The sequence below is a fragment of the Mesorhizobium shangrilense genome (assembly GCF_028826155.1).
GTDB classification, from domain to species: Bacteria; Pseudomonadota; Alphaproteobacteria; order Rhizobiales; family Rhizobiaceae; genus Arvimicrobium; species Arvimicrobium flavum.
Window position 1 is genome coordinate 3,413,748 of sequence record NZ_JAQGPN010000001.1, and the last position, 18,887, is coordinate 3,432,634.

The 18,887-nt window shown below is 64.8% G+C and carries 18 protein-coding genes; 3 read left to right on the forward strand and 15 right to left on the reverse strand.

The window, feature by feature from the left end; genetic code table 11:
* Positions 1 to 30: 30 nt before the first annotated feature.
* Entirely contained in the window at positions 31 to 372 is a 342-nt protein-coding gene (gene yajC / locus PD284_RS16470; protein WP_274629252.1) for a preprotein translocase subunit YajC, read from the reverse strand.
* Between the two features lie 175 nt (positions 373 to 547).
* Here yajC and PD284_RS16475 point away from each other — a divergent pair, with 175 nt between their 5' ends.
* Positions 548 to 1,426 carry an ATP-binding protein gene (locus PD284_RS16475; protein ID WP_274629253.1) on the forward strand — a complete coding sequence of 293 codons (879 nt, stop codon included), beginning with the start codon at positions 548 to 550 and terminating at the stop codon, positions 1,424 to 1,426.
* 158 nt (positions 1,427 to 1,584) lie between these two features.
* Here the strand turns inward: PD284_RS16475 and PD284_RS16480 are convergent, their stop codons facing one another.
* A complete protein-coding gene (locus tag PD284_RS16480; protein ID WP_274629254.1) occupies positions 1,585 to 3,054 on the reverse strand; it encodes a peptidoglycan DD-metalloendopeptidase family protein in 1,470 nt (489 codons plus the stop codon).
* A gap of 263 nt (positions 3,055 to 3,317) precedes the next feature.
* Here PD284_RS16480 and PD284_RS16485 point away from each other — a divergent pair, with 263 nt between their 5' ends.
* On the forward strand, positions 3,318 to 3,509 hold the full coding sequence (locus PD284_RS16485; protein WP_274629255.1) for a hypothetical protein: 192 nt from the start codon (positions 3,318 to 3,320) through the stop codon (positions 3,507 to 3,509).
* Positions 3,510 to 3,545: 36 nt separating this feature from the next.
* Here PD284_RS16485 and PD284_RS16490 read toward each other — a convergent pair whose 3' ends face one another.
* The 13 genes from PD284_RS16490 to PD284_RS16550 form a co-directional block, all read right to left on the reverse strand.
* Positions 3,546 to 4,199 (reverse strand): protein-L-isoaspartate(D-aspartate) O-methyltransferase, encoded by a 654-nt coding sequence (locus PD284_RS16490; protein ID WP_274629256.1) that lies wholly within the window; start codon positions 4,197 to 4,199, stop codon positions 3,546 to 3,548.
* A complete protein-coding gene (gene surE, locus PD284_RS16495) occupies positions 4,196 to 4,954 on the reverse strand; it encodes a 5'/3'-nucleotidase SurE (protein ID WP_274629257.1) in 759 nt (252 codons plus the stop codon). Before surE ends, PD284_RS16490 begins: the two co-directional genes overlap by 4 nt.
* The gene (gene serS, locus PD284_RS16500; RefSeq protein WP_274629258.1) at positions 4,954 to 6,288 is read right to left on the reverse strand and encodes a serine--tRNA ligase; all 1,335 of its coding nucleotides are present in this window, start codon (positions 6,286 to 6,288) and stop codon (positions 4,954 to 4,956) included. Before serS ends, surE begins: the two co-directional genes overlap by 1 nt.
* Positions 6,289 to 6,553: 265 nt before the next feature.
* Complete coding sequence (tatC, locus tag PD284_RS16505) at positions 6,554 to 7,405, reverse strand: twin-arginine translocase subunit TatC (RefSeq protein WP_274629259.1); 852 nt, start codon at positions 7,403 to 7,405, stop codon at positions 6,554 to 6,556.
* Positions 7,402 to 8,073 (reverse strand): Sec-independent protein translocase protein TatB, encoded by a 672-nt coding sequence (gene tatB / locus PD284_RS16510; RefSeq protein WP_274629260.1) that lies wholly within the window; start codon positions 8,071 to 8,073, stop codon positions 7,402 to 7,404. Before tatB ends, tatC begins: the two co-directional genes overlap by 4 nt.
* A 38-nt stretch (positions 8,074 to 8,111) precedes the next feature.
* Positions 8,112 to 8,327, reverse strand: coding sequence for a twin-arginine translocase TatA/TatE family subunit (locus PD284_RS16515; protein WP_274629261.1), 216 nt, complete (start codon positions 8,325 to 8,327; stop codon positions 8,112 to 8,114).
* A gap of 36 nt (positions 8,328 to 8,363) precedes the next feature.
* The gene (locus PD284_RS16520; RefSeq protein WP_274629262.1) at positions 8,364 to 9,470 is read right to left on the reverse strand and encodes an ABC transporter ATP-binding protein; all 1,107 of its coding nucleotides are present in this window, start codon (positions 9,468 to 9,470) and stop codon (positions 8,364 to 8,366) included.
* Between the two features lie 26 nt (positions 9,471 to 9,496).
* The gene (gene scpB / locus PD284_RS16525) at positions 9,497 to 10,234 is read right to left on the reverse strand and encodes an SMC-Scp complex subunit ScpB (RefSeq protein WP_274629263.1); all 738 of its coding nucleotides are present in this window, start codon (positions 10,232 to 10,234) and stop codon (positions 9,497 to 9,499) included.
* Complete coding sequence (locus PD284_RS16530; RefSeq protein ID WP_274630667.1) at positions 10,231 to 11,031, reverse strand: segregation and condensation protein A; 801 nt, start codon at positions 11,029 to 11,031, stop codon at positions 10,231 to 10,233. The genes scpB and PD284_RS16530 overlap by 4 nt, the downstream gene beginning before the upstream one ends.
* A gap of 53 nt (positions 11,032 to 11,084) precedes the next feature.
* Positions 11,085 to 12,104: a beta-N-acetylhexosaminidase gene (gene nagZ, locus PD284_RS16535; RefSeq protein ID WP_274629264.1), complete on the reverse strand. Its 1,020-nt coding sequence runs from the start codon at positions 12,102 to 12,104 to the stop codon at positions 11,085 to 11,087.
* 88 nt (positions 12,105 to 12,192) lie between these two features.
* The gene (locus tag PD284_RS16540; RefSeq protein ID WP_274629265.1) at positions 12,193 to 15,201 is read right to left on the reverse strand and encodes an SPOR domain-containing protein; all 3,009 of its coding nucleotides are present in this window, start codon (positions 15,199 to 15,201) and stop codon (positions 12,193 to 12,195) included.
* 103 nt (positions 15,202 to 15,304) lie between these two features.
* Positions 15,305 to 17,062 (reverse strand): arginine--tRNA ligase, encoded by a 1,758-nt coding sequence (gene argS, locus PD284_RS16545; protein WP_274629266.1) that lies wholly within the window; start codon positions 17,060 to 17,062, stop codon positions 15,305 to 15,307.
* A 69-nt stretch (positions 17,063 to 17,131) separates the two neighbouring features.
* On the reverse strand, positions 17,132 to 18,352 hold the full coding sequence (locus PD284_RS16550; protein ID WP_274629267.1) for a deoxyguanosinetriphosphate triphosphohydrolase: 1,221 nt from the start codon (positions 18,350 to 18,352) through the stop codon (positions 17,132 to 17,134).
* Between the two features lie 166 nt (positions 18,353 to 18,518).
* Between PD284_RS16550 and erpA the strand changes: the two genes are divergently transcribed.
* On the forward strand, positions 18,519 to 18,866 hold the full coding sequence (erpA, locus tag PD284_RS16555; protein ID WP_274630668.1) for an iron-sulfur cluster insertion protein ErpA: 348 nt from the start codon (positions 18,519 to 18,521) through the stop codon (positions 18,864 to 18,866).
* The last annotated feature ends 21 nt before the right edge of the window (positions 18,867 to 18,887 follow it).

The window sequence follows — 18,887 nt, forward strand, 5'->3', positions numbered from 1 at the left end:
GGCGCCCCGGCGGCGCTGCTCGGAATGCGGCTATTTCTTGGCGTTCTGATTGGCGATCGGCTCGCCTTTCACGCGGACATCGGAGATCGTCGCGCGCAACGCCGTGACCTTCATGCCGCCGCCGAGGTCGATCTCGAGCTCGTTGTCATCGGTGACCTTGGTCACTTTGCCGACCAGCCCGCCACCGGTCACCACCGTATCGCCGCGGCGGATCGCCGCCAGCATCTCGGAACGCTTCTTCAGCTGCGCTCGCTGGGGGCGGATGATGAGAAGATACATGATCACGAAGATCAGGACAAACGGCAATATCTGGATCATGATATCAGCGCCGCCGCCGCCGGCGGCCTGTGCGTATGCCGGTGTCACAAACATCAAAGTGCTCCCCAAGTCGGATGAAAAAGGCGCGATTGAGCGCCCGAAAAGTTGCGCGGAATATAGTTACTCGAACAATCAATGCAACCGCTCCTGCTGTCGCGGCCGGTTCTTTCCCCCACCTCTCTCGCGTGCTAGAGCCGAGCGCCTGTCAACGCCGTGAAAATACTGAAGAATGTCCGACACCCCAATCGATACGCTGAACCGCAAGCTGGACCTCCTCATCGAGGCCATCTCGCGCATCGCTCCGCCCACTCCCCAGCCCACGGACCTCGACATCGCCGATTGCTTTGTGTGGTCTGCCGAAGCCTCCTTGCTGGAGCCGGTCTCGCGGGTGAACCGCGTTGACATCGGACTTATCAAGGGCGTCGACCGCGTGCGCGACATCCTGTTCGACAACACCGAACGCTTCGCTTCCGGGCTGCCCGCAAACAACGTGCTGCTCTGGGGCGCACGAGGCATGGGCAAGTCATCCCTGGTCAAGGCCGTTCACGCCAAGATCAATTCTGCTCGCAAGCCGGCAGCCGCGGCGCTCAAGCTGATCGAGATCCACCGCGAAGACATCGACACGCTGCCCAGGCTGATGACGCTGCTGAAGGCCTCGCCCTACCGGTTCATCCTGTTCTGCGACGACCTGTCCTTCGACCATGACGACACATCGTACAAGTCGCTGAAGGCGGCGCTGGAAGGCGGCGTCGAAGGCCGTCCGGACAACGTCATTTTCTACGCGACATCGAATCGCCGCCACCTCCTGCCCCGCGACATGATCGACAACGAGCGGTCGACTGCCATCAACCCGTCCGAGGCGGTTGAGGAGAAGGTGTCGCTGTCGGACCGCTTCGGCCTGTGGCTTGGCTTCCACAAGTGCTCACAGGACGAATACCTGGAGATGATCGACGGCTATGTCCGCTATCACGACCTGAAGATCGACGCCGATCAGCTGCGCGCCGAGGCGCTGGAGTGGGCGACGACCCGCGGCAGCCGTTCGGGGCGCGTCGCCTGGCAGTTCACGCAGGATCTCGCGGGACGCCTGGGTTCTCCCTTGAAGGACTGAAGTGTCGTCATATGCGCGTTTCGGAGGCGCTCCGGCGCCTTTCCGGGAATGCGTGCGGCGTATCGTCGAAAACGCAACCGCAAAAATGTGAAAGACCCGCCCCCTTTGGGGACGGGTCGATCGGACGGGCCTGGAGGTCCGGTGGCCCGCTCCCGAAACTATTCGAGGAAGGTTTTCGGATCGACGGGAGCCGAGTTCTTGCGCACCTCGAAATGCAGCTTGGGCGTCGCGGCGTTGCCGCTCATGCCCGAAACCGCGATCTCGTCGCCACGCTTGACCTTCTGGCCGCGCTGGACCTTCAGCTCGCTGGCGTGGCCGTAGACGGTGACCAGCCCGTTCTCGTGTCGCACCAGAACGGTGTTGCCGAACTCCTTCAGCCCGTCGCCTGCGTAGATGACGACGCCGTTTTCGGCAGCCTTGACCGGCGTGCCCTTCGGCACGGCGATGTCGATGCCGTCGTTCTTTGAGCCGCCGCTGCTGCCATAGCCGGAGACGACCCGGCCACGCACCGGCCAGCGCATGCGGCCGATCCCGGTGGCGTCGGGCGCCGCATCGCTGCTCTCCTGCTCAGCCTGCTCGATTGCCTTCTTGGGCGGGGTGTATCCGGCGACCGTCCCGCCGTTCTTCTCGGCTGGCGATATGGACGCAGTCTTGGCCGCGTTATCGACCGCAGCCGGGCTTGCAGCGGCGACAGCCGCCTTGCCGTCCAGCCTCAGCACCTGGCCGATGCGGATGTTGCCATTCTTCAGACCGTTCGCCTCTTTGAGCGCAGTGACTCCGACGCCGGTCTTGCGTGAAATCTTCGACAGCGAATCGCCCTCGACCACCGTGTAGGACCCACCGGCCGGCGCTGCCTTCGGCTGCGCTGCGTCAGCCGAGGCGGTTGGCGTCGTCGAAACTTCGCGCACCTTGGGCGCGTTGGGCAGCACGGCGACGTTTTCGCGCTGTTCGGCGGGCTTCGGCGCATCCGTCGGCTTGACGCCGCGCGACGACTTCGCCTCGGCGGTCTTCGGGTCGTTGTCCGGAGCGGAGATCCCGGCCTTTGCGGAATAGACATAGGTAGGAATCACGACCGTCTGACCCGTCTTGAGACCGTTCTCGGCCGAGATGCCGTTCATTTTCATGATGATGTCGGCCGGCACGCCAAAACGCCGCGACAGGTTGTAGACGGTCTCGCCGTCCTTGGCCGTAACCTGGGTTCCGCCGGCGCGCGACCAGCCCTTGATGGTGTCCTCGACCGCCGGCGCGGCCGCTACCGCCCTCGGCGTCACTGCAACCGGGGCCTGTTCGACGGCAGTCTGGGCGCGGGCAACGGCATTCTGCGCTGCAGGCGGTGCGGCGCGGGGCGAGGCAACCGGCGGCAGAGCGCCGCGGCTGACGCTGCCGCGCGACACGTCGACCGGCTGCACCGCCTCGCGATTCGCGACCGAGTTGGGAGACTGATCGCCCGGATAGGGCTGATCCTGGATGATCTGGCGCTGGTTGGCCGTGGACCCGGTGAACAGCCCATCGGTGATATCACCGAAGCGCATCGCGCTCGAGCTGCACCCTGCAGCGAGCCCGCCGAGCAGGATCACGGCGCTGTGCGCCAGAATGCGCTTTCTTTTGATTGGAAGACTGACCCGCATGACACCGAACCCGTACCCACACCGACTAATTACAATTAAAGCGTGTTAATGTTACCGGGCGGTTAAGCCGCGCTGACTGACGCAAAGGTTCGCACGATTTTCCATGCAGGCCCTGTAGCGCAGAGGACCCGAGCAGCCGGATGATGACGTCCTCGCCGCAAAATTCGCCGGAGGGCAGAGCGGCGGCAGGGAAGCGGATCCGGACGCGTCCGCGCATAACCGGACCTGAATAGATGACTTCCCACGCTACGAAGGAGGCGCCTATGACCGCCAGTCAGTATTCTCTGCTTGCAGCCGTGATCTTCTCTGTCGTTGCTGTCCTGCAAATCGTTCGCGCAGCCAGGGGTCTGCCGGTCACGGTCGGGCAGACGTCCATTCCGATTTGGGCGAGCTGGCTCGCCTGCGGCGTCGCGCTCATCCTGGCCTGGCTTGGGTATACGGCTTCCAACGGCTGATCCGGCCCTGATCCGGATCGAACGACGAAGCCACACCTAGAGTGAGGTAGCGATTCCCTGGATCATCGGCTGGAAACGCACCTGGCCCAGGTCTATCCGGTCGAACCGGCTCCCGACCTTGGTGAGCCTGGTGAGGAGTTGCGGCTCCTCAGCGGCGCCGATGACGGCGATCATGGTGCCGCCGCTCGCAAGCTGGTCGGCAAAGCTGCGCGGCAGGCTATCGAAAGCCGCCCAGACCACGATTCGATCGAACGGCCCCTCGCCCGGCAGCCCGTTGGCCCCGTCGGCGTGGCGCACGTGGACATTGGTGATGGCCATGGCCTCGAGCCGCTCCTTGGCGAGGTCTGCCAGCGTCTTATAGCGCTCCACCGTGGCGACCCTGCCGGCGAGCCTGGACATCACCGCAGCGGTGAAGCCCGAGCCCGTGCCGATCTCCAGCACCCGATTGCCCGGTTCGATGGCCAGCGAATCGAGCACCATCGCCTGCAGGTCGGCGCCCTCGATGGCTTCGCCGCACTCGATCGGCGCCATTCGGTTGGACCACGCGACATTTTCCCAGCGCTTCGGGATGAACGCGCTGCGCGGCGTCGCTTCGAAAGCCGCCACCAGCTCCTTCGAGGCAATGCCCTTGGCTCGAAGCCGCAGGAGGAACGCGGCGAAAGCCTCGCGGTCCTCTGCGCCGTTCTTCATGCGATGGCCTTCGCCAGACCGGCCTTGACCTCATGCGCCGTGAAATCGAGCTTCAGCGGCGTCACGGATATGCAGTTGTTCTGCAGCACGGCGATATCGGTGCCCTCGGCCAGATCGGCCGGCTTGCGGCCGAACCGCAGCCAGTAGTACGGGAAGCCGCGCCCGTCAGCGCGCTCGTCGACCCAGATGCCGTAGGCGAGCTTGCCCTGGTCGGTGACCACCGCCTCGCGCACTTCGTCGGGCCGGCATTTCGGGAAGTTCAGATTGACCAGAACGCCCTGGGGCAGTTCCATCCTGGCGATGCGGTCGATCAGCCGCGGCGCATGCGCTTCGGCCGTCTCATAAGGGATGATGCGGGCGCCGTCTTCGTAGTTGTAGGCTTGGCTCAGGGCAATCGAACGGATGCCGAGCAGCGTACCCTCCATCGCGCCTGCGACCGTTCCCGAATAGGTGACGTCGTCGGCGACGTTGGAGCCGGAATTGACGCCCGACAGGATGAGATCGGGCGGAGAAGGCATGACATTCTTGACCGCCATGATGACGCAGTCCGTCGGCGTGCCGCGCACCGCGAAGTGGCGATCCCTGACCTTGCGCAGCCGCAGGGGCTGCGAGATCGACAGCGAATGGGCGAAGCCCGACTGATCCGTCTCCGGCGCGACGATCCAGACGTCGTCGGTCAGCTGCCGCGCAATGCGCTCCAGCGAAGCGATGCCTTCGTCGTGAACGCCGTCGTCGTTGGTAAGGAGAATTCTCATCAGACTGCTTCGATCTTCTCGAGTCCGCCCATATAGGGCCTAAGCACTTCAGGAATGGTTACGCTTCCGTCCGCGTCCTGATAATTTTCCATCACCGCGATGAGCGCACGGCCGACGGCCACGCCCGATCCGTTCAGCGTGTGGACGAAGCGCGTGCCCTTGCCGATCGAGGCCTCGTCCGTCGGACGGTAGCGCGCATCCATGCGCCGCGCCTGGAAATCGCCGCAGACCGAGCAGGACGAAATCTCGCGATAGGCGTTCTGGCCGGGCAGCCAGACCTCGATATCGTGGGTCTTGCGCGCACCGAAGCCCATATCGCCGGTGCACAGCACGATGGTGCGATAGGGCAGTTCGAGCCGCTTCAGCACCTCTTCGGCGCACTGCGTCATCCGCTCGTGCTCGTCGACAGAGGATTCCTGGTCGGTGATCGACACGAGTTCGACCTTGTAGAACTGGTGCTGCCGCAGCATGCCGCGCGTATCGCGCCCCGCCGAGCCTGCCTCGGAGCGGAAGCACGGCGTCAAGGCAGTGAAGCGCATCGGCAGCTTTTCGTGCGCGGTGATTTCGTTGCGCACGAGGTTGGTGAGCGGGACCTCGGCGGTGGGGATGAGCCCAAGCCGGCTCTCCCCGTGCGGCACGAAGAAGAGATCCTCCTCGAACTTCGGCAGATTGCCGGTGCCATAGAGCACCTCGTCACGCACCAGCAGCGGCGGGACCACCTCGCTATAGCCATGCTCCGTCGTGTGCAGGTCAAGCATGAACTGGCCGAGCGCGCGCTCCAGCCTCGCCAGCTGACCCTTCAGCACGGTAAAGCGCGAGCCGGACAGCTTTGCCGCCCGCTCGAAGTCCATCATGCCGAGCTTCTCGCCGATCTCGAAATGCTCGCGTGGCTTGTTGCCCATGCGCGGCTGGCGCGCGGCGATCAGTTCGTTTCCCCAGCGCCTGATCTCGACATTGTGGTTTTCGTTCTTGCCGAGCGGAACGTCGTCCAGCGGCACGTTCGGGATGACCGCCAGCGCGTTCTCCAGCTCCTTGTCGAGCCGCCGCTCCTCGGCTTCGCCACCCTGGATGAATGCCCTGAGTTCAGCCGCCTCGGCCTTGAGCGTATCCGCGAGCGCCATGTCCTTGGCGCGCATGGCGTTGCCGATGTCCCTGGAGACCAAATTGCGACGCTCCTGCGCCTCCTGCAGCCGGCCGAGATGAGCGCGACGCGCCTCGTCCCTGGCGATCACTTCCTCGACCACGGACTCCGCTGCCTCCGGCGACTGCCCGCGCTTCTCCAGCGCCGCAGCGAGAGCCTTCGGGTTTTCGCGTATCCACCTTATGTCGAGCATCGTGCTGAGTATCCGTTACAGAGTGCATCGGCCCGATACCGTAGCATCGCCACGCTGCATCGGAGCCGACTGATTCACCTAATCTCAAACCTTGAATCGTGGTTGGAGAAGGGCGCTGCGCGAATGGCCGTGCACGACGAACGGGCCGACCGTAACGCGAAGCAAAAGCCATGACGGGGTAAACCGACCGGCGAAAAGGTGCAAGCCCATGTCGCCGGAGACGGAGGACGCGAACCGATTTCGCGTCACACGTGCGAGGAAGGCGTTAGCTCTTGAGCGTGGCGGGCGTGGAGGTCTCTTCCGCTTCGCTGCTTTCAGAAGCCATACGTTCTTCTTCCCGCTTCCTCTCGATCAGCCGCGCCGTCCAGATCGAGATCTCGTAGAGCAGGATGGTCGGCAGCGCGAGGCCGATCTGGCTGATCGGATCCGGGGGCGTCAGAACGGCGGCGACGACGAAGGCGATGACGATCGCCCATTTGCGCTTCTCGGCCAGCGTCTGGGAGGTCAGCAGGCCGACGCGCGCCATCAGCGTGGTCACGACGGGCAGCTGGAAGACCAGACCGAAGGAGAAGATCAGCGTCATGATGAGGCTGAGATATTCCGACACCTTGGGCAGCAGAGAGATCTGAACGTCGCTGCCAGGCCCGCCCTGCTGCATGGCCAGGAAGAACCACATCACCATCGGCGTGAAGAAGAAATAGACCAGCGCCGCACCCAGCAGGAAGAGGATCGGCGAAGCGACGAGAAACGGGAAGAAGGCGCGCCGCTCGTTCTTGTAAAGGCCGGGGGCGATGAACTTGTAGATCTGCGTCGCGATCAGCGGGAAGGCGATGACCAGTCCGCCGAACATGGCGAGCTTGATCTGGGTAAAGAAGAATTCCTGCGGCGCGGTATAGATCAGCTCGACCTTGTCGTTCGGCAAGCCTGCCCAGTGCACCGCCCATTTGAACGGGATGACCAGCAGGTTGAACAAGTCCTTGGCGAAGAAGAAGCAGACAAGGAAGGCCACGAAGAACCCGCCGATCGACCACATCAGCCGCGTGCGCAGCTCGATCAGGTGTTCAATCAATGGAGCTGACGATTGATTGATCTCGTCCTCGTCGGAAGTCTTCGTCACGTAGCGCTTCCCACGGTCTTCTTTGCCTTGGCCGGCGACTTTGCGCTCGCCCGCACTGCAGGTTTGTCGGTTGTCTTCTTCGGAGCCTTCGCAGCAGCCGTCTTCGCCTCAACCTTGGCAGCCGCCTTGCGTGCCGGCTTTGCGGTGGAGGCGGCCGGGGCCACGGGCTTTGCCGCGGCGGCCGCGCTGGACGCTTTGGCGCCCGCCGGCTTCGTGGCCTCGGCCGTCGGCGTGATGACCGGCGGTTCGGGCATCGTAGTGGGTCCGGCAACCGGCATCGCGGTGGCGCCGCTCTTCAGCGGCTCAGCGGCGACCGGCTGATCCGACACAGCCTCGACGGAGGCAGGTTCGGCAGGCTTGGGCGGCGTCTTGAGGCTCTCCAGCCCGGCGCGGACGTCGGCCGCCGCCTTCTCGAACGGATTGAGAGATTTCTTGATCTCGTTCGCCGGATTCAGACTGCGCAGCGAATCGACCGACTTCTTGACGTCGTCAAGCTCGGCTTCCTTCATCGCCTCGTTGAACTGCTTCTGGAAATCGCCCGCCATGGTGCGCAGCTTCGACGTCGTGCGGCCGAAGGTCCGCAGCATCTTGGGTAAATCCTTCGGCCCGACGACCACGATCATCACGACCGCGATCACCAGCATTTCGGTCCAGCCGATATCAAACATGGCTCAACTTTCGGCCCGGAGCTGCCGGGGGCGTCCGGTTAGCTCTTCGCTTTCTCGGAGGGCTTGACGGTCTCGTCGAGGCGATGCTCGACGGTCTTCGCGTCGTCAGCGGCGTCCTCGTCGGACATGCCCTTCTTGAAGCTCTTGATGCCCTTCGCCATGTCGCCCATCAATTCAGGGATCTTGCCTCTGCCGAACAGCAGCAGCACGACCACCAGCACGATGAGCCAGTGCCAAATCGAAAACGAACCCATTGCTACTCTCTTTCGAAGTGTGTCCTCGGCAGTGATCTATGCGTTTTCTCCGCCGGTTTCAAACACAAGTACATCTGAAGCGCGCAATGTTAACCAGATGTCTCTCGCCTGCGGCGACAAGGCGCCGCATCTGACCCGTGCCCTGATCGGCGTCTCGGATCCGGAGACCGCCAGTTCGAGCAGTTCGACGACGCCCAGATATCGTCGCGAGACGATGCGGGCCTCGGTCTCTCCCTTTTCCTCGCTGACGTCGAAACCGGATGTCCGGACCGCGACGGACAGCTCTGTTCCATCCTGATGGGCGCTGGCGGCCACCCGACCGACCGGCAGCTCGACCGCCCCTCCTTTCGCGCGCCCCTGAAAGACGTTGAGCTCCGAGAAGAACCCGGCCGCGAACAGGCTTGCGGGTCTGAGATACAGCTCTTCGGCCCTGCCGGCCTGGACCAGCCGCCCGTCCTTGAGCAGTGCGATGCGATCGCCCATGCGCATGGCCTCTTCGGCGTCATGGGTGACGACGATAGCGGTCGCCCGGCTTTGCCTGAGCACGTCCAGCGTCTCTGCGCGCACGCTGTCCTTCAGCCTTGAATCCAACCCGGAGAACGGCTCGTCCATGAGAAGTACGGCCGGGCGCGGCGCCAGCGCGCGGGCAAGCGCTACCCGCTGCTGCTCTCCACCCGACAGCACGTGCGGATAGGATTTGGCGTAGTGCTGCAGTCCGACCCGCGCGAGCGCGATCATCGCCTCCTCGCGGGCTTCCTCGCGGGACAGCGCGGTCAGGCCGAATTTCACGTTTTCGAGGATCGTCAAATGGGGGAACAGCGCGAAGTCCTGGAAGACCAGGCCGATCGAGCGCTGCTCCGGCGGCAGGAACACGGACGGACCGGCGATCTCCCGGTTGTTGAGCAGCACCCGTCCGGAGGACTGGCTTTCTATCCCCGCTGCGATCCGAAGAAGCGTCGTCTTGCCGGAGCCGGAAGGACCCAGCAGGCAAAGCACTTCGCCTGGCTCGGCGGTCAGCGACAGGTCGCGCAAGGTTTCTGCATCCGGCCCGAAATCGTGGCGGATGTTCTCGAATTCCAACCGCGCGGCAAAGGTGACGCCCGCCGTCACGCGCGACGCGGCTTGCCGGCGTTCGTTCTGCAAGCTCGAAGCTCCGTTACGGGGTCCGCTCAATCATCCTGGGGACGCGGTGTCAACAGCCCGAGTTCTTCCAGGTCGATGTCGGTCAGCGGATCCTCGTCTTCCGTGAGGGCGTCTGCATCGCTCGGCGGCACAGGCATCGAGAAATTGGCGGGCATGCGCGTCGACAGCAGTCCGGCGCCCTTCAGCTCTTCGACGCCCGGCAGGTCACGCAGTTCTTCCAGCTGGAAGTGGTCGAGGAACTTGTCGGTCGTGCCATAGGTTACCGGCCGGCCCGGCGTCTTGCGACGGCCGCGGATGCGCACCCACTCGGTTTCCAGCAGGGTATCCAGCGTTCCCTTGGACGTCTCAACGCCGCGGATCTCCTCGATCTCGGCGCGCGTCACCGGCTGGTGGTAGGCGATGATGGCGAGAACCTCCAGTGCGGCGCGCGAGAGCTTCTTCTGCTGGACCGCATCGCGGCTCATCAGGAAGGCGAGATCGCCCGCCGTCCGGAAGGCCCACGCATCGCCGATCCGGACCAGATTGACGCCGCGCCGCTGGTAGACGGCCTGCAGTTCGGCTAGCGCCCCCTTGAGGTTCACGCCCTCGGGAAGCCGCGCCGCCAGCGCCCGCTCGCTCACCGGCTCGGCGCTGGCGAAGATGATCGCTTCGGCCATCCGCGCGGCTTCCGCGAGCATCATGCGCTCGGCGGGATTCGTAATCGCCGCAGCTCCGTCGTCAGCCAACGGCAGGGGAATGACCGTAGCACTCCCGGTCTCGTTCATGACGCTGCCTCTGCTGCGTTGATCTCCGGAGACTTGCCGCGCAGGTAGAGCGGCGCGAAAGCTTCGAGCTGGCGCATCTCAACCTGGCCTTCGCGCACAAGCTCCAACGTCGCCGCGAAAGAACTCGCTATCGCGGTCGAACGTTCCTCCGGCGTGCTGACATACTGGATGAGGAAGCTGTCGAGCGCCGTCCAGTCACCGGCCGAACCGATCAGCCGCACCAGAATCTCGCGCGCCGCCTTGAGCGTCCAAACACCGCGTCGCGCGATGGTGACGTTGGTGACGGCCTGTTTCTGCCGCTGCGCCGCATAGGCGCTCAGCAGGTCGTAGAGCGTGGCCGAGTACTCGTTGCGCTTCTCGACGATGACAAGCTCGGGCATGCCGCGCTGAAAGACGTCGCGGCCGAGGCGATTGCGGTTCACCAGCCGTGCGGCTGCGTCGCGCATCGCCTCCAGACGCTTCAGGCGGAACTGCAGCACCGCCGCCAGTTCCTCGCCGCTTTCGCCCTCGTCGCCCGGCTTTTTGGGTATGAGCAGGCGGGACTTCAGGTAGGCGAGCCACGCCGCCATCACGAGGTAGTCAGCCGCGACCTCGAGCCTTAGAGCCCTCACCTGTTCTATGAACGCAAGATACTGCTCGGTCAGCGCGAGGATCGAGATGCGCGCCAGATCGACCTTCTGGTTCCGCGCCAGATGGAGCAGGAGGTCGAGCGGTCCCTCAAAACCGTTGACGTCGACGACGAGCGCAGGGTCTCCGGTAGCGCGCGAGTCGTTCTTCTCGCTCCAGAGCGCTTCCATTGGGACGGGTTTGCCCGCCCTGCTCTCCGCTGGATCCGCCAAGCTCTCTCCGGTCAGGCCACCGCCTCGAAATAGGTCGCGAACTCCGCCCGCACCGCTTGCTCCTGCTCGGCGTCGCGCGCCGCGACGGCGGAAAGCGCCCGGTTGGCTCTCTCCAGCGACTTGCCGGCCAGCGGCTTCACCTTCGACACGATGCCCGTCATCTCTTCCATCACCCCGTTGCAGTGAAGGACGATATCGCAGCCGGCGGCAAGGATCGCTTCGGCCTTTGACGGGAAATCCCCAGAAAGCGCCTTCATCGACGTGTCGTCGCTCACCAGCAAGCCGTCGAATCCGATCTCGCCGCGGATGATCTCATCCACCACCTTCGCCGACGTCGTCGCCGGATGATCGGCGTCGACAGCGCTGTAGACGACATGCGCGGTCATCGCCATCGGCAGATCCTTCAGGGCCTTGAACGGCGCGAAATCGTGCGCGCGGAGCTCCGCGATCGGCGTGTCCACCGTCGGCAGCTCGAAATGCGTGTCCGAGAAGGCGCGGCCGTGTCCGGGAATGTGCTTCATCACCGGCAGAACGCCACCCGCCATCAGCCCTTCCGCCGCGGCGCGCCCGAGCGCGGTCACGCTTTCAGGATCCTTCCCGAAGGCGCGCGCGCCGATCACGTCGCTGGCTCCCTCGATCGGCACGTCAAGCACCGGCAGGCAGTCGACGTTGATGCCGAAGCGCAGGAGGTCGAAGGCGTGCAGTCGCGCCAACAGCCACGCGGCGCGCAAGCCGGCCTGCCGATCCTGCCGATAGAGCGCGCCGATCGCCGAGCCCGCCGGATAGTTCGGCGCGATCGGCGGCCGAAGCCGCTGCACGCGCCCGCCCTCCTGATCGATGAAGACCGGGGCGTCGGGTCGGCCGACAGAGTCGCGCAGCGCCGCCACGAGATCTGTGATCTGCGCCGGTTCACCGATATTGCGCGCAAACAGGATGAAGCCCCAAGGCCGCACGCCGCCATAGAACAGCGCTTCTTCCGGGGTGAGTTGCTTGCCGGCGCAGCCGAGGATAACGGATTGTGATTCGCTCATGGCGCCAACCTAGCGTGAAGTGCACTGCCTTAAAAGCAATCGGCGCGGCCCGGGGGCCACGCCGCAGAAATCCGCAGGACGAAGTCGTCTACTTCGAAACGAAGCAGTTGCCGCCGGCAGCCTTGTAGCTCTCGCAAAGCTTGATCGCCTCGTTCCGGCTGCCCGCCGGCACCCGCACGCGCCAGAAGGTGCCCTTGCCCGCAATCTCCGCCTTGACGATGTGAGCGTTGCGGTCGCCCAGCACGCTGGAATAGCGGCGCGAGAGATCCTGGTAGGATGACCGGGCGGCCGCCTCGCTGGGCTGCGAAGCGATCTGCACCGCCCACGATCCCGCGGCTGGCGCTTCCGTCGTCAATGCGGCGACCTGGTCGGCCTTGACCTCGCCGACGATGTCGAGCGGCTGGTCGGCGGGACGCGACGGCGCCACCGGCACCCGCTCGGGGATCGACGCGCGCGGCTGCGCCGGCGGATTGGCGACGGCGGCCGTTTCCTCTGCGGCCACGGGCTGCGCAGCCGCTGGCGTATTTGCCCCGGACGTCGCTGCAGCAGCCGTATCCGGCCCAGCAGCGGCATCCCTCGCTCCCGCATCAAGTCCCTGTTCCGCCGTCCCGGAGATGGTCGGGGCGGTCAGCGAACCGGCCGCGGTCGTCGAACCGACCGAATCCGGCTCAGGCGCGACATCCTCGCGAGGAACCAATGTTCCGTCCGGCTTGACGACCATGGTGCGGACCTTGCGCGGGGCAACGGCGGCGACCTCCTCGACCGGCTGCTCGTTGTCCGCGGCAATCGCCTGCTCGATGCGGTCGGCGTCCTTCGTGACGTCGCCAGCCAGATCCTCGATGTCGGCCGATTCGTCGATCAGCTGCGGCGCGGCTTCCGGAAAGCGCTCGGCCATGTCGACCGGCTCTTCCTCGGTCGAGATCAATGCTTCCTGGTTGGGCTGCGACGCCGGCGCACCGGCCGCACGGTCGAACACACCGCTTTGCTGGTTCGGGACCGCGGTCCCGCCAGGGTTCTCCGGCTTCACCTTGACCGGCTCAGCGTCGGCCTTGACCAGGGCGGGCTCGCCTGATCCGCCGCTACCGCCGGACAGCGCGAACGCTCCCACCGCTCCGATGACCGCGATGCCGCCGACGATGGATGCGATGATGAGTCCGCGCCGGGGAGAAGGCCGCCGGACGGCCGCCAGCTCGCCGGCCATCGCCGCGTCGTCCTCGAAATCCGGATCGACCTCGAAGTCGCGCACGCCTGTGTCGTACCCCTGAGCCTGCGACGCATCGCGCCTCACCTCGAAGTCGCTCGCCTTGCTCCGCTGCGCAAAGTGTGCTGCCGCCGCTCCAGCGCCAGCCACTGCATAGGGCGCGGCTGCGAAAGCCGCTGCGCGCCCTTCGTCGGCGTCGTAGCCGGACTCCAGGTCAAAAGCCGGGGCTGCCTCAGGCTCGGGTTGGGCGGCCTGGATGGTTTCAATAGCCGGCTCGCCGAAGGCTGCGGCGAGTTCGGCGTCCAAATGATCGAAGGACGGCACGTCGTCCTCCGCATACTGGACCTCTGGGATATCCAGGTCGTCGGCGAGCGCAACCGCATTCTCGGGCACGTCGATGGTCTCGATATCGGGAACTTCCTCGACCTCGACCGGCAACTGCTCGACGGGCTGATAGCTCTGCGGCGCCGCCTGCGGCTGCTGCGGGCGGTCATAGCCACGCACCACCGCGGCGAGCTCCGCGATGGCGTCGTTTATGTCATCCTGCTCGGGGCCATCCTCGGTTCCCGCCTGCAACTCCTCCTCGCGGGACCCTTCAGGGGCCTGGGTCCGGTAATCCTCCGCTTCGGCAGCATATACAGCCACATGTCCGGCTTCGAAGCCGGCATCGGCCGTCTCGTCCGCATCGTGGGAGATCGCCTCGTCCCACTGGGTCTCCTCGGGCGTGTCCTCGCCAGCCACGCGGGCGGCTGCATCGTCGCCGTCAGACCACTGCGCGGCTTCCGCATGGAGCCCGCCGGCAAGCAGGGATTCCAGATCGTCCTCGAAGTCCGTCGGCGTCACGTCGCCCGGAGCGGCATGGGCCTCCTCGAACGAGGCGGCATCGTCGGCCTCTAAAGTGGCTTCGTCGGCCTCGAAAGACGTGGTTTCGTTCTCCTCGAACGACACGGCTGGCGCTGACGACGCGGTAAAGTCCATGTCGACTTCGGCCATGGCGGCATCGAACGCGCCGGCAAACTCATCGGCTCGGGGCGAAGCGACGTACTGAGCTGCGGGGGCTTCCTGCTCGGTGGCGGCGACGGCGTCGGCCTCCGGCTCGGACATCCACTCCCGATCGTCATCCTCAAGCGCATCCTCGAAGGACGCCACCAGCGCGTCGTCCAGATCCGCGGCAAGCGCGGCGCCGTGATCGAACTCGTCGACATAGCCCTGGACGTCGGCGTATGACTGATCGGGATGATCGCGGGCTACGTCACTCTCGTCGCCGTAGCCATCCTGGGCGAACCCATGCGCCTCGGCGGCATAGGAGCCACGGGCCTCCTCGTACGCGGGAGCCTCATAGGCCGCCTCATCCGCCACACCGCTCGGCGCGGAGTCGTCAGACCCGACGTTCGCCGCGTAGTCCATGTATGTGGGCTCGTCCTGCTCATCGGAACCGCGCTCGTTCTCCGCTGGGTAGGCAGCCTGGTCAGGCGTGGCGTAGGTTCCGGAATAATCCACGGACGCGACGTCGCCATAGGCCTGCTCATCGAGCGGCGGCTCTTCCTCGGCCAGAACCGCTGGCGCCTGCTCGCGCTGGAAGGACACGGCGGCGCTTGCCCTGCCGTCATCCAGGGCGACGTGGGAGGGCTGCGACATGGCCGACAGCTCCGGCTCGAGCGCTCCCATCAGTTCCTGCTCGAGATCGATCGAGAAATCGAGATCGTCGTCGCTGACATCCACCTTCGGCGCCTCGACCTGATGAGCCGTCACCGGCTCCAGGGTCGCCGTGGACTGCGGGCTGCGAAACGGAACCCGGGGATCGAAACCCATGATTCTGGTCAATTCCGCGAACGGGTCGTCGTTATTCTCCGACGTTGCCGGAGGCGCTTTTTTCAGCCAGTTTGCGTCTGCCATGGTGTGTCCACACTCGTACTCGGTTCGCACGCCGCCGACGTGACGAAGGGTTGGCCCCTACCAGCGCAATGTGGGCGAAAGGTGGCGGTATCCCGGCGCTTTTCTAGCGCATCTCGGTCGGCGCATCCGCTCCGATCAGCGCCAGTCCCGACGTCAGGACGCTCGAAACCGCCTGAACCAGCCCTAGCCTGGCGAGCGACAAATTAGGGTCGTTAACCTTAACAAACCGTAAGTCCGGGTTGTCCGTACCGCGATTCCATTGCGTGTGGAACGCACTGGCCAGATCAAAGAGGTAGAAAGCGATCCTGTGCGGCTCCTGGGACAGCGCCGCAGCCTCGATCATGCGCGGATATTCGGCCAGCTTCCGGATCAGCGCGACCTCGCTCTCGTCCGTGAGCATCGCTACGTTTGCGATCAGGGCGTCCGTTCCGATCTGGTCCATGCCCAGTTGCTCGCGCGCCTGCCTGAACACCGAATGGCTGCGCGCCGAAGCATACTGCACGTAGAAGACCGGATTGTCCTTCGACTGCTCCGTGACCTTGGCGAAGTCGAAATCGAGCGGCGCGTCGCTCTTGCGGTAGAGCATCATGAACCGGATGGGATCGCGGCCAACCTCATCGACCACGTCGCGCAGCGTGATGAACTCCCCTGCCCGCTTCGACATGCGGACCGGCTCGCCTTCGCGGTAGAGTTTTACCAGCTGGCAGAGCAGGATGGTCAGGCTGACCTTACCGTCAGTCACCGCCTTGGCCAGCGCCTCCATGCGCTTGACGTAGCCGCCATGGTCGGCGCCGAGCACGAAAATGAGCTCGTCGAAGCCGCGCGCCACCTTGTCGTAGATGTACGCCACATCGGCCGCGAAATAGGTGAAGGAGCCGTCCGACTTGATGAGAGGGCGGTCGATGTCGTCGCCCACCGCTGTCGAGCGGAACAGCGTCTGCTCACGATCCTCCCAGTCGTCGGGCTTCTCGCCCTTCGGCGGCGGCAGCGTGCCCTTGTAGATGTGGCCCTTCATCGTCAGGTCGTTGATGGCCGTGCGGATCATCCTGGCATTGTCCGCATGCAGCGTGCGTTCCGAGAAGAAGACCTCATGGCGCACGTCGATCAAGGCCAGATCCTCGCGGATCACCTCCATCATGGCCTCGACCGTACGGTCCTTGACCAGCACCAGCGCCTCGTCCTCCGGCATGTCGAGCAGCGTGCGGCCGAACTCCTTGGCGAGCGCCTGGCCGACCGGAACGAGATAGTCCCCCGGATAGAGGCCGGGCGGTATATCGCCGATTTCCTCCCCGAGCGCCTCACGGTAGCGCAGCATGGCGGAGCGCCCGAGCACGTCGATCTGGGCGCCGGCGTCGTTGATGAAGTACTCCTTGGTCACGTCATACCCGGCGAAGGCGAGCAGGTTGGCGAGCGCGTCGCCCACCACTGCGCCGCGGCAATGGCCCACATGCATGGGTCCGGTCGGGTTGGCCGACACATATTCGACATTGACCTTGCGTCCTGCGCCAAGGACCGAGCGCCCATAGTCGAGGCCGCCTTCCAGCATGCGGACGAGCAGATCGTGCCAGTAGCTGTCCGCCAGCCTCAGGTTGACGAAGCCCGGACCGGCGACTTCCGCCGACACGACGGCCGGATCGGACTTCAGCGCCGCGACAAGCCGGTCCGCAAGCGCGCGCGGGTTCTGGCCGGCAGGTTTCGCCAGCACCATGGCCGCGTTGGTGGCGAGATCGCCGTGACTCGAATCGCGCGGCGGCTCGACCGCGATGCGCGAAAGATCCAGTGCGCCACCATCTTTGTCTTTGAGTTCAAGCGCTTCGACTGCGTTCCTGACGCGTGCGCTGAAATCGGCGAAAATGTTCATCTGGTTGTCTCTGGACCGAGAGAGGGCGGCGCAAGGGCGCGCGGCCCCAATATTTCCTGGGCCGTCCGCCTATCCCAAATCCGGCGTATGGTCAAACAAGCGCCGGTGCTCCTTGAGCGCATATGTGTCCGTCATGCCCGCCAGGAAATCCGCGACGTGACGCGCTTTCACGCGATCGTCCGCGCGGCCAAGCGTTTCGCGCCAGCCCTCGGGCATGATCGAGGGATCGGCGAAATAGGCGTCGAAAAGGTCGAACACCACCTGTTCGGCGCCCATTCGCATGCGAAGGACGTCGGGGTGCCGGTAGAGATTCTTGTAGAGAAACGCCTTCAGCTGCTTCTCTTCCTGGGCCATGCCCGGAGAAAAGGTCACGATCGGGCGGCCAGCGGCGCGCACCGCGTCTGCGTTCTTCGGGTTCACCTCGGATAGATTGGCCTTGGCCGCCACGATCACGTCCTCGACCATGATCGTGATCTGCCGCCGCATCAGCTCGTGCCCGGTGCGGACGGCATCGAGGGCGGGATAGCGCTCACGGACGGCGGCGAGGATCGATCCCGGCAGGGCAACCTCCTCCAGCATATCGAGCGTCAGCAGGCCGGAACGGAGGCCGTCGTCGATGTCATGCGTGTCGTAGGCGATATCGTCGGCAATGGCAGCGCATTGCGCCTCGAGGCTGGCGAAGCGGTCGAGCTCGAGATCATACAGTTCGTTGAAGTCGCGGATCGGCTGCGGGAGGGGTTTTTCCAGCCCCGCGCCATTCACGTCGGCCAGCGGCCCGTTGTGCTTGACCAGTCCCTCGAGCGTCTCCCACGTCAGGTTGAGGCCGTCGAACTCTGCATAGCGCCGCTCCAGCTTGGTGACGATCTTCAACGACTGGGCATTGTGGTCGAAGCCGCCCCATTCCTTCAGCTTGGCGTCGAGCGCATCTTCGCCGGTATGGCCGAACGGGGTGTGCCCAAAATCATGGACCAGCGCGATGGCCTCCGCCAGATCCTCGTCGCAGCAGAGCGCCCTGGCGAGCGCGCGCGCGATCTGCGCAACCTCGATCGTGTGGGTTAGCCGCGTGCGGTAATGGTCGCTCTCGTGGACGACGAACACCTGCGTCTTGTGCTTCAGGCGGCGGAAGGCGGTCGAATGGATGATGCGATCGCGGTCCCGCTGGAAGGGCGTGCGCGTCGGGCTTTCCGTCTCGCCATAGAAGCGGCCGCGTGAGCGCGCAGGGTCGCAGGCATAGGCTGCGCGGGGGCGGTAGCCGAAACCTATGTCGCGCAGTTCAGGTGCCTCTGTCATCGCCCGCCGAGAATCTGGCGGCGCGCCGTCGATCGGTGCGCCTGACCTGAGAGGTAAAGCCGCCTGCGAGGTTAGGCAACAAGCAGATGGCCCGATCGGCCGGGGCGTTGACTTGGCGTCGGGCGCTTCATACCTATCTGGAAGACCATCGATGAAGGCCAGGACCATGGGCGCAGACGCAAAAACCGGCATGAAGGTCGAGATGACCGAAGCCGCCGCCAAGCGGATTTCCTCGATCCTGTCCAAGGAAGCAGGCAAGACGGCGCTACGCGTTTCGGTGGAAGGCGGCGGTTGCTCGGGATTTTCCTACAAGTTCGACCTTGTCGAAGGCCGCAACGACGACGACGTCGCCATAGAGAAGAATGGCGCTACCGTGCTGATCGACGATTTGTCCCTCATCTACATGGGCGGCGCGGTCATCGATTTCGTCGACGACCTGATGGGCCAGTCCTTCCAAATCAGGAACCCCAATGCGGTCGCTTCCTGCGGCTGCGGGACGAGCTTTTCCATCTGAAGCACCGCCGCAAAGCAGCCG

Bases quoted from the DNA above. Each gene is read 5' to 3' on its own strand.
- PD284_RS16490 (WP_274629256.1), bottom strand. From the start codon at position 4,199: ATGAAGAACGGCGCAGAGGACCGCGAGGCTTTCGCCGCGTTCCTCCTG.
- PD284_RS16540 (WP_274629265.1), bottom strand. From the start codon at position 15,201: ATGGCAGACGCAAACTGGCTGAAAAAAGCGCCTCCGGCAACGTCGGAG.
- serS (WP_274629258.1), bottom strand. From the start codon at position 6,288: ATGCTCGACATAAGGTGGATACGCGAAAACCCGAAGGCTCTCGCTGCG.
- yajC (WP_274629252.1), bottom strand. From the start codon at position 372: ATGTTTGTGACACCGGCATACGCACAGGCCGCCGGCGGCGGCGGCGCT.
- argS (WP_274629266.1), bottom strand. From the start codon at position 17,062: ATGAACATTTTCGCCGATTTCAGCGCACGCGTCAGGAACGCAGTCGAA.
- PD284_RS16515 (WP_274629261.1), bottom strand. From the start codon at position 8,327: ATGGGTTCGTTTTCGATTTGGCACTGGCTCATCGTGCTGGTGGTCGTG.
- surE (WP_274629257.1), bottom strand. From the start codon at position 4,954: ATGAGAATTCTCCTTACCAACGACGACGGCGTTCACGACGAAGGCATC.
- PD284_RS16485 (WP_274629255.1), top strand. From the start codon at position 3,318: ATGACCGCCAGTCAGTATTCTCTGCTTGCAGCCGTGATCTTCTCTGTC.
- nagZ (WP_274629264.1), bottom strand. From the start codon at position 12,104: ATGAGCGAATCACAATCCGTTATCCTCGGCTGCGCCGGCAAGCAACTC.
- tatB (WP_274629260.1), bottom strand. From the start codon at position 8,073: ATGTTTGATATCGGCTGGACCGAAATGCTGGTGATCGCGGTCGTGATG.
- PD284_RS16530 (WP_274630667.1), bottom strand. From the start codon at position 11,031: ATGGAAGCGCTCTGGAGCGAGAAGAACGACTCGCGCGCTACCGGAGAC.
- PD284_RS16475 (WP_274629253.1), top strand. From the start codon at position 548: ATGTCCGACACCCCAATCGATACGCTGAACCGCAAGCTGGACCTCCTC.
- PD284_RS16550 (WP_274629267.1), bottom strand. From the start codon at position 18,352: ATGACAGAGGCACCTGAACTGCGCGACATAGGTTTCGGCTACCGCCCC.
- PD284_RS16480 (WP_274629254.1), bottom strand. From the start codon at position 3,054: ATGCGGGTCAGTCTTCCAATCAAAAGAAAGCGCATTCTGGCGCACAGC.
- scpB (WP_274629263.1), bottom strand. From the start codon at position 10,234: ATGAACGAGACCGGGAGTGCTACGGTCATTCCCCTGCCGTTGGCTGAC.
- erpA (WP_274630668.1), top strand. From the start codon at position 18,519: ATGGGCGCAGACGCAAAAACCGGCATGAAGGTCGAGATGACCGAAGCC.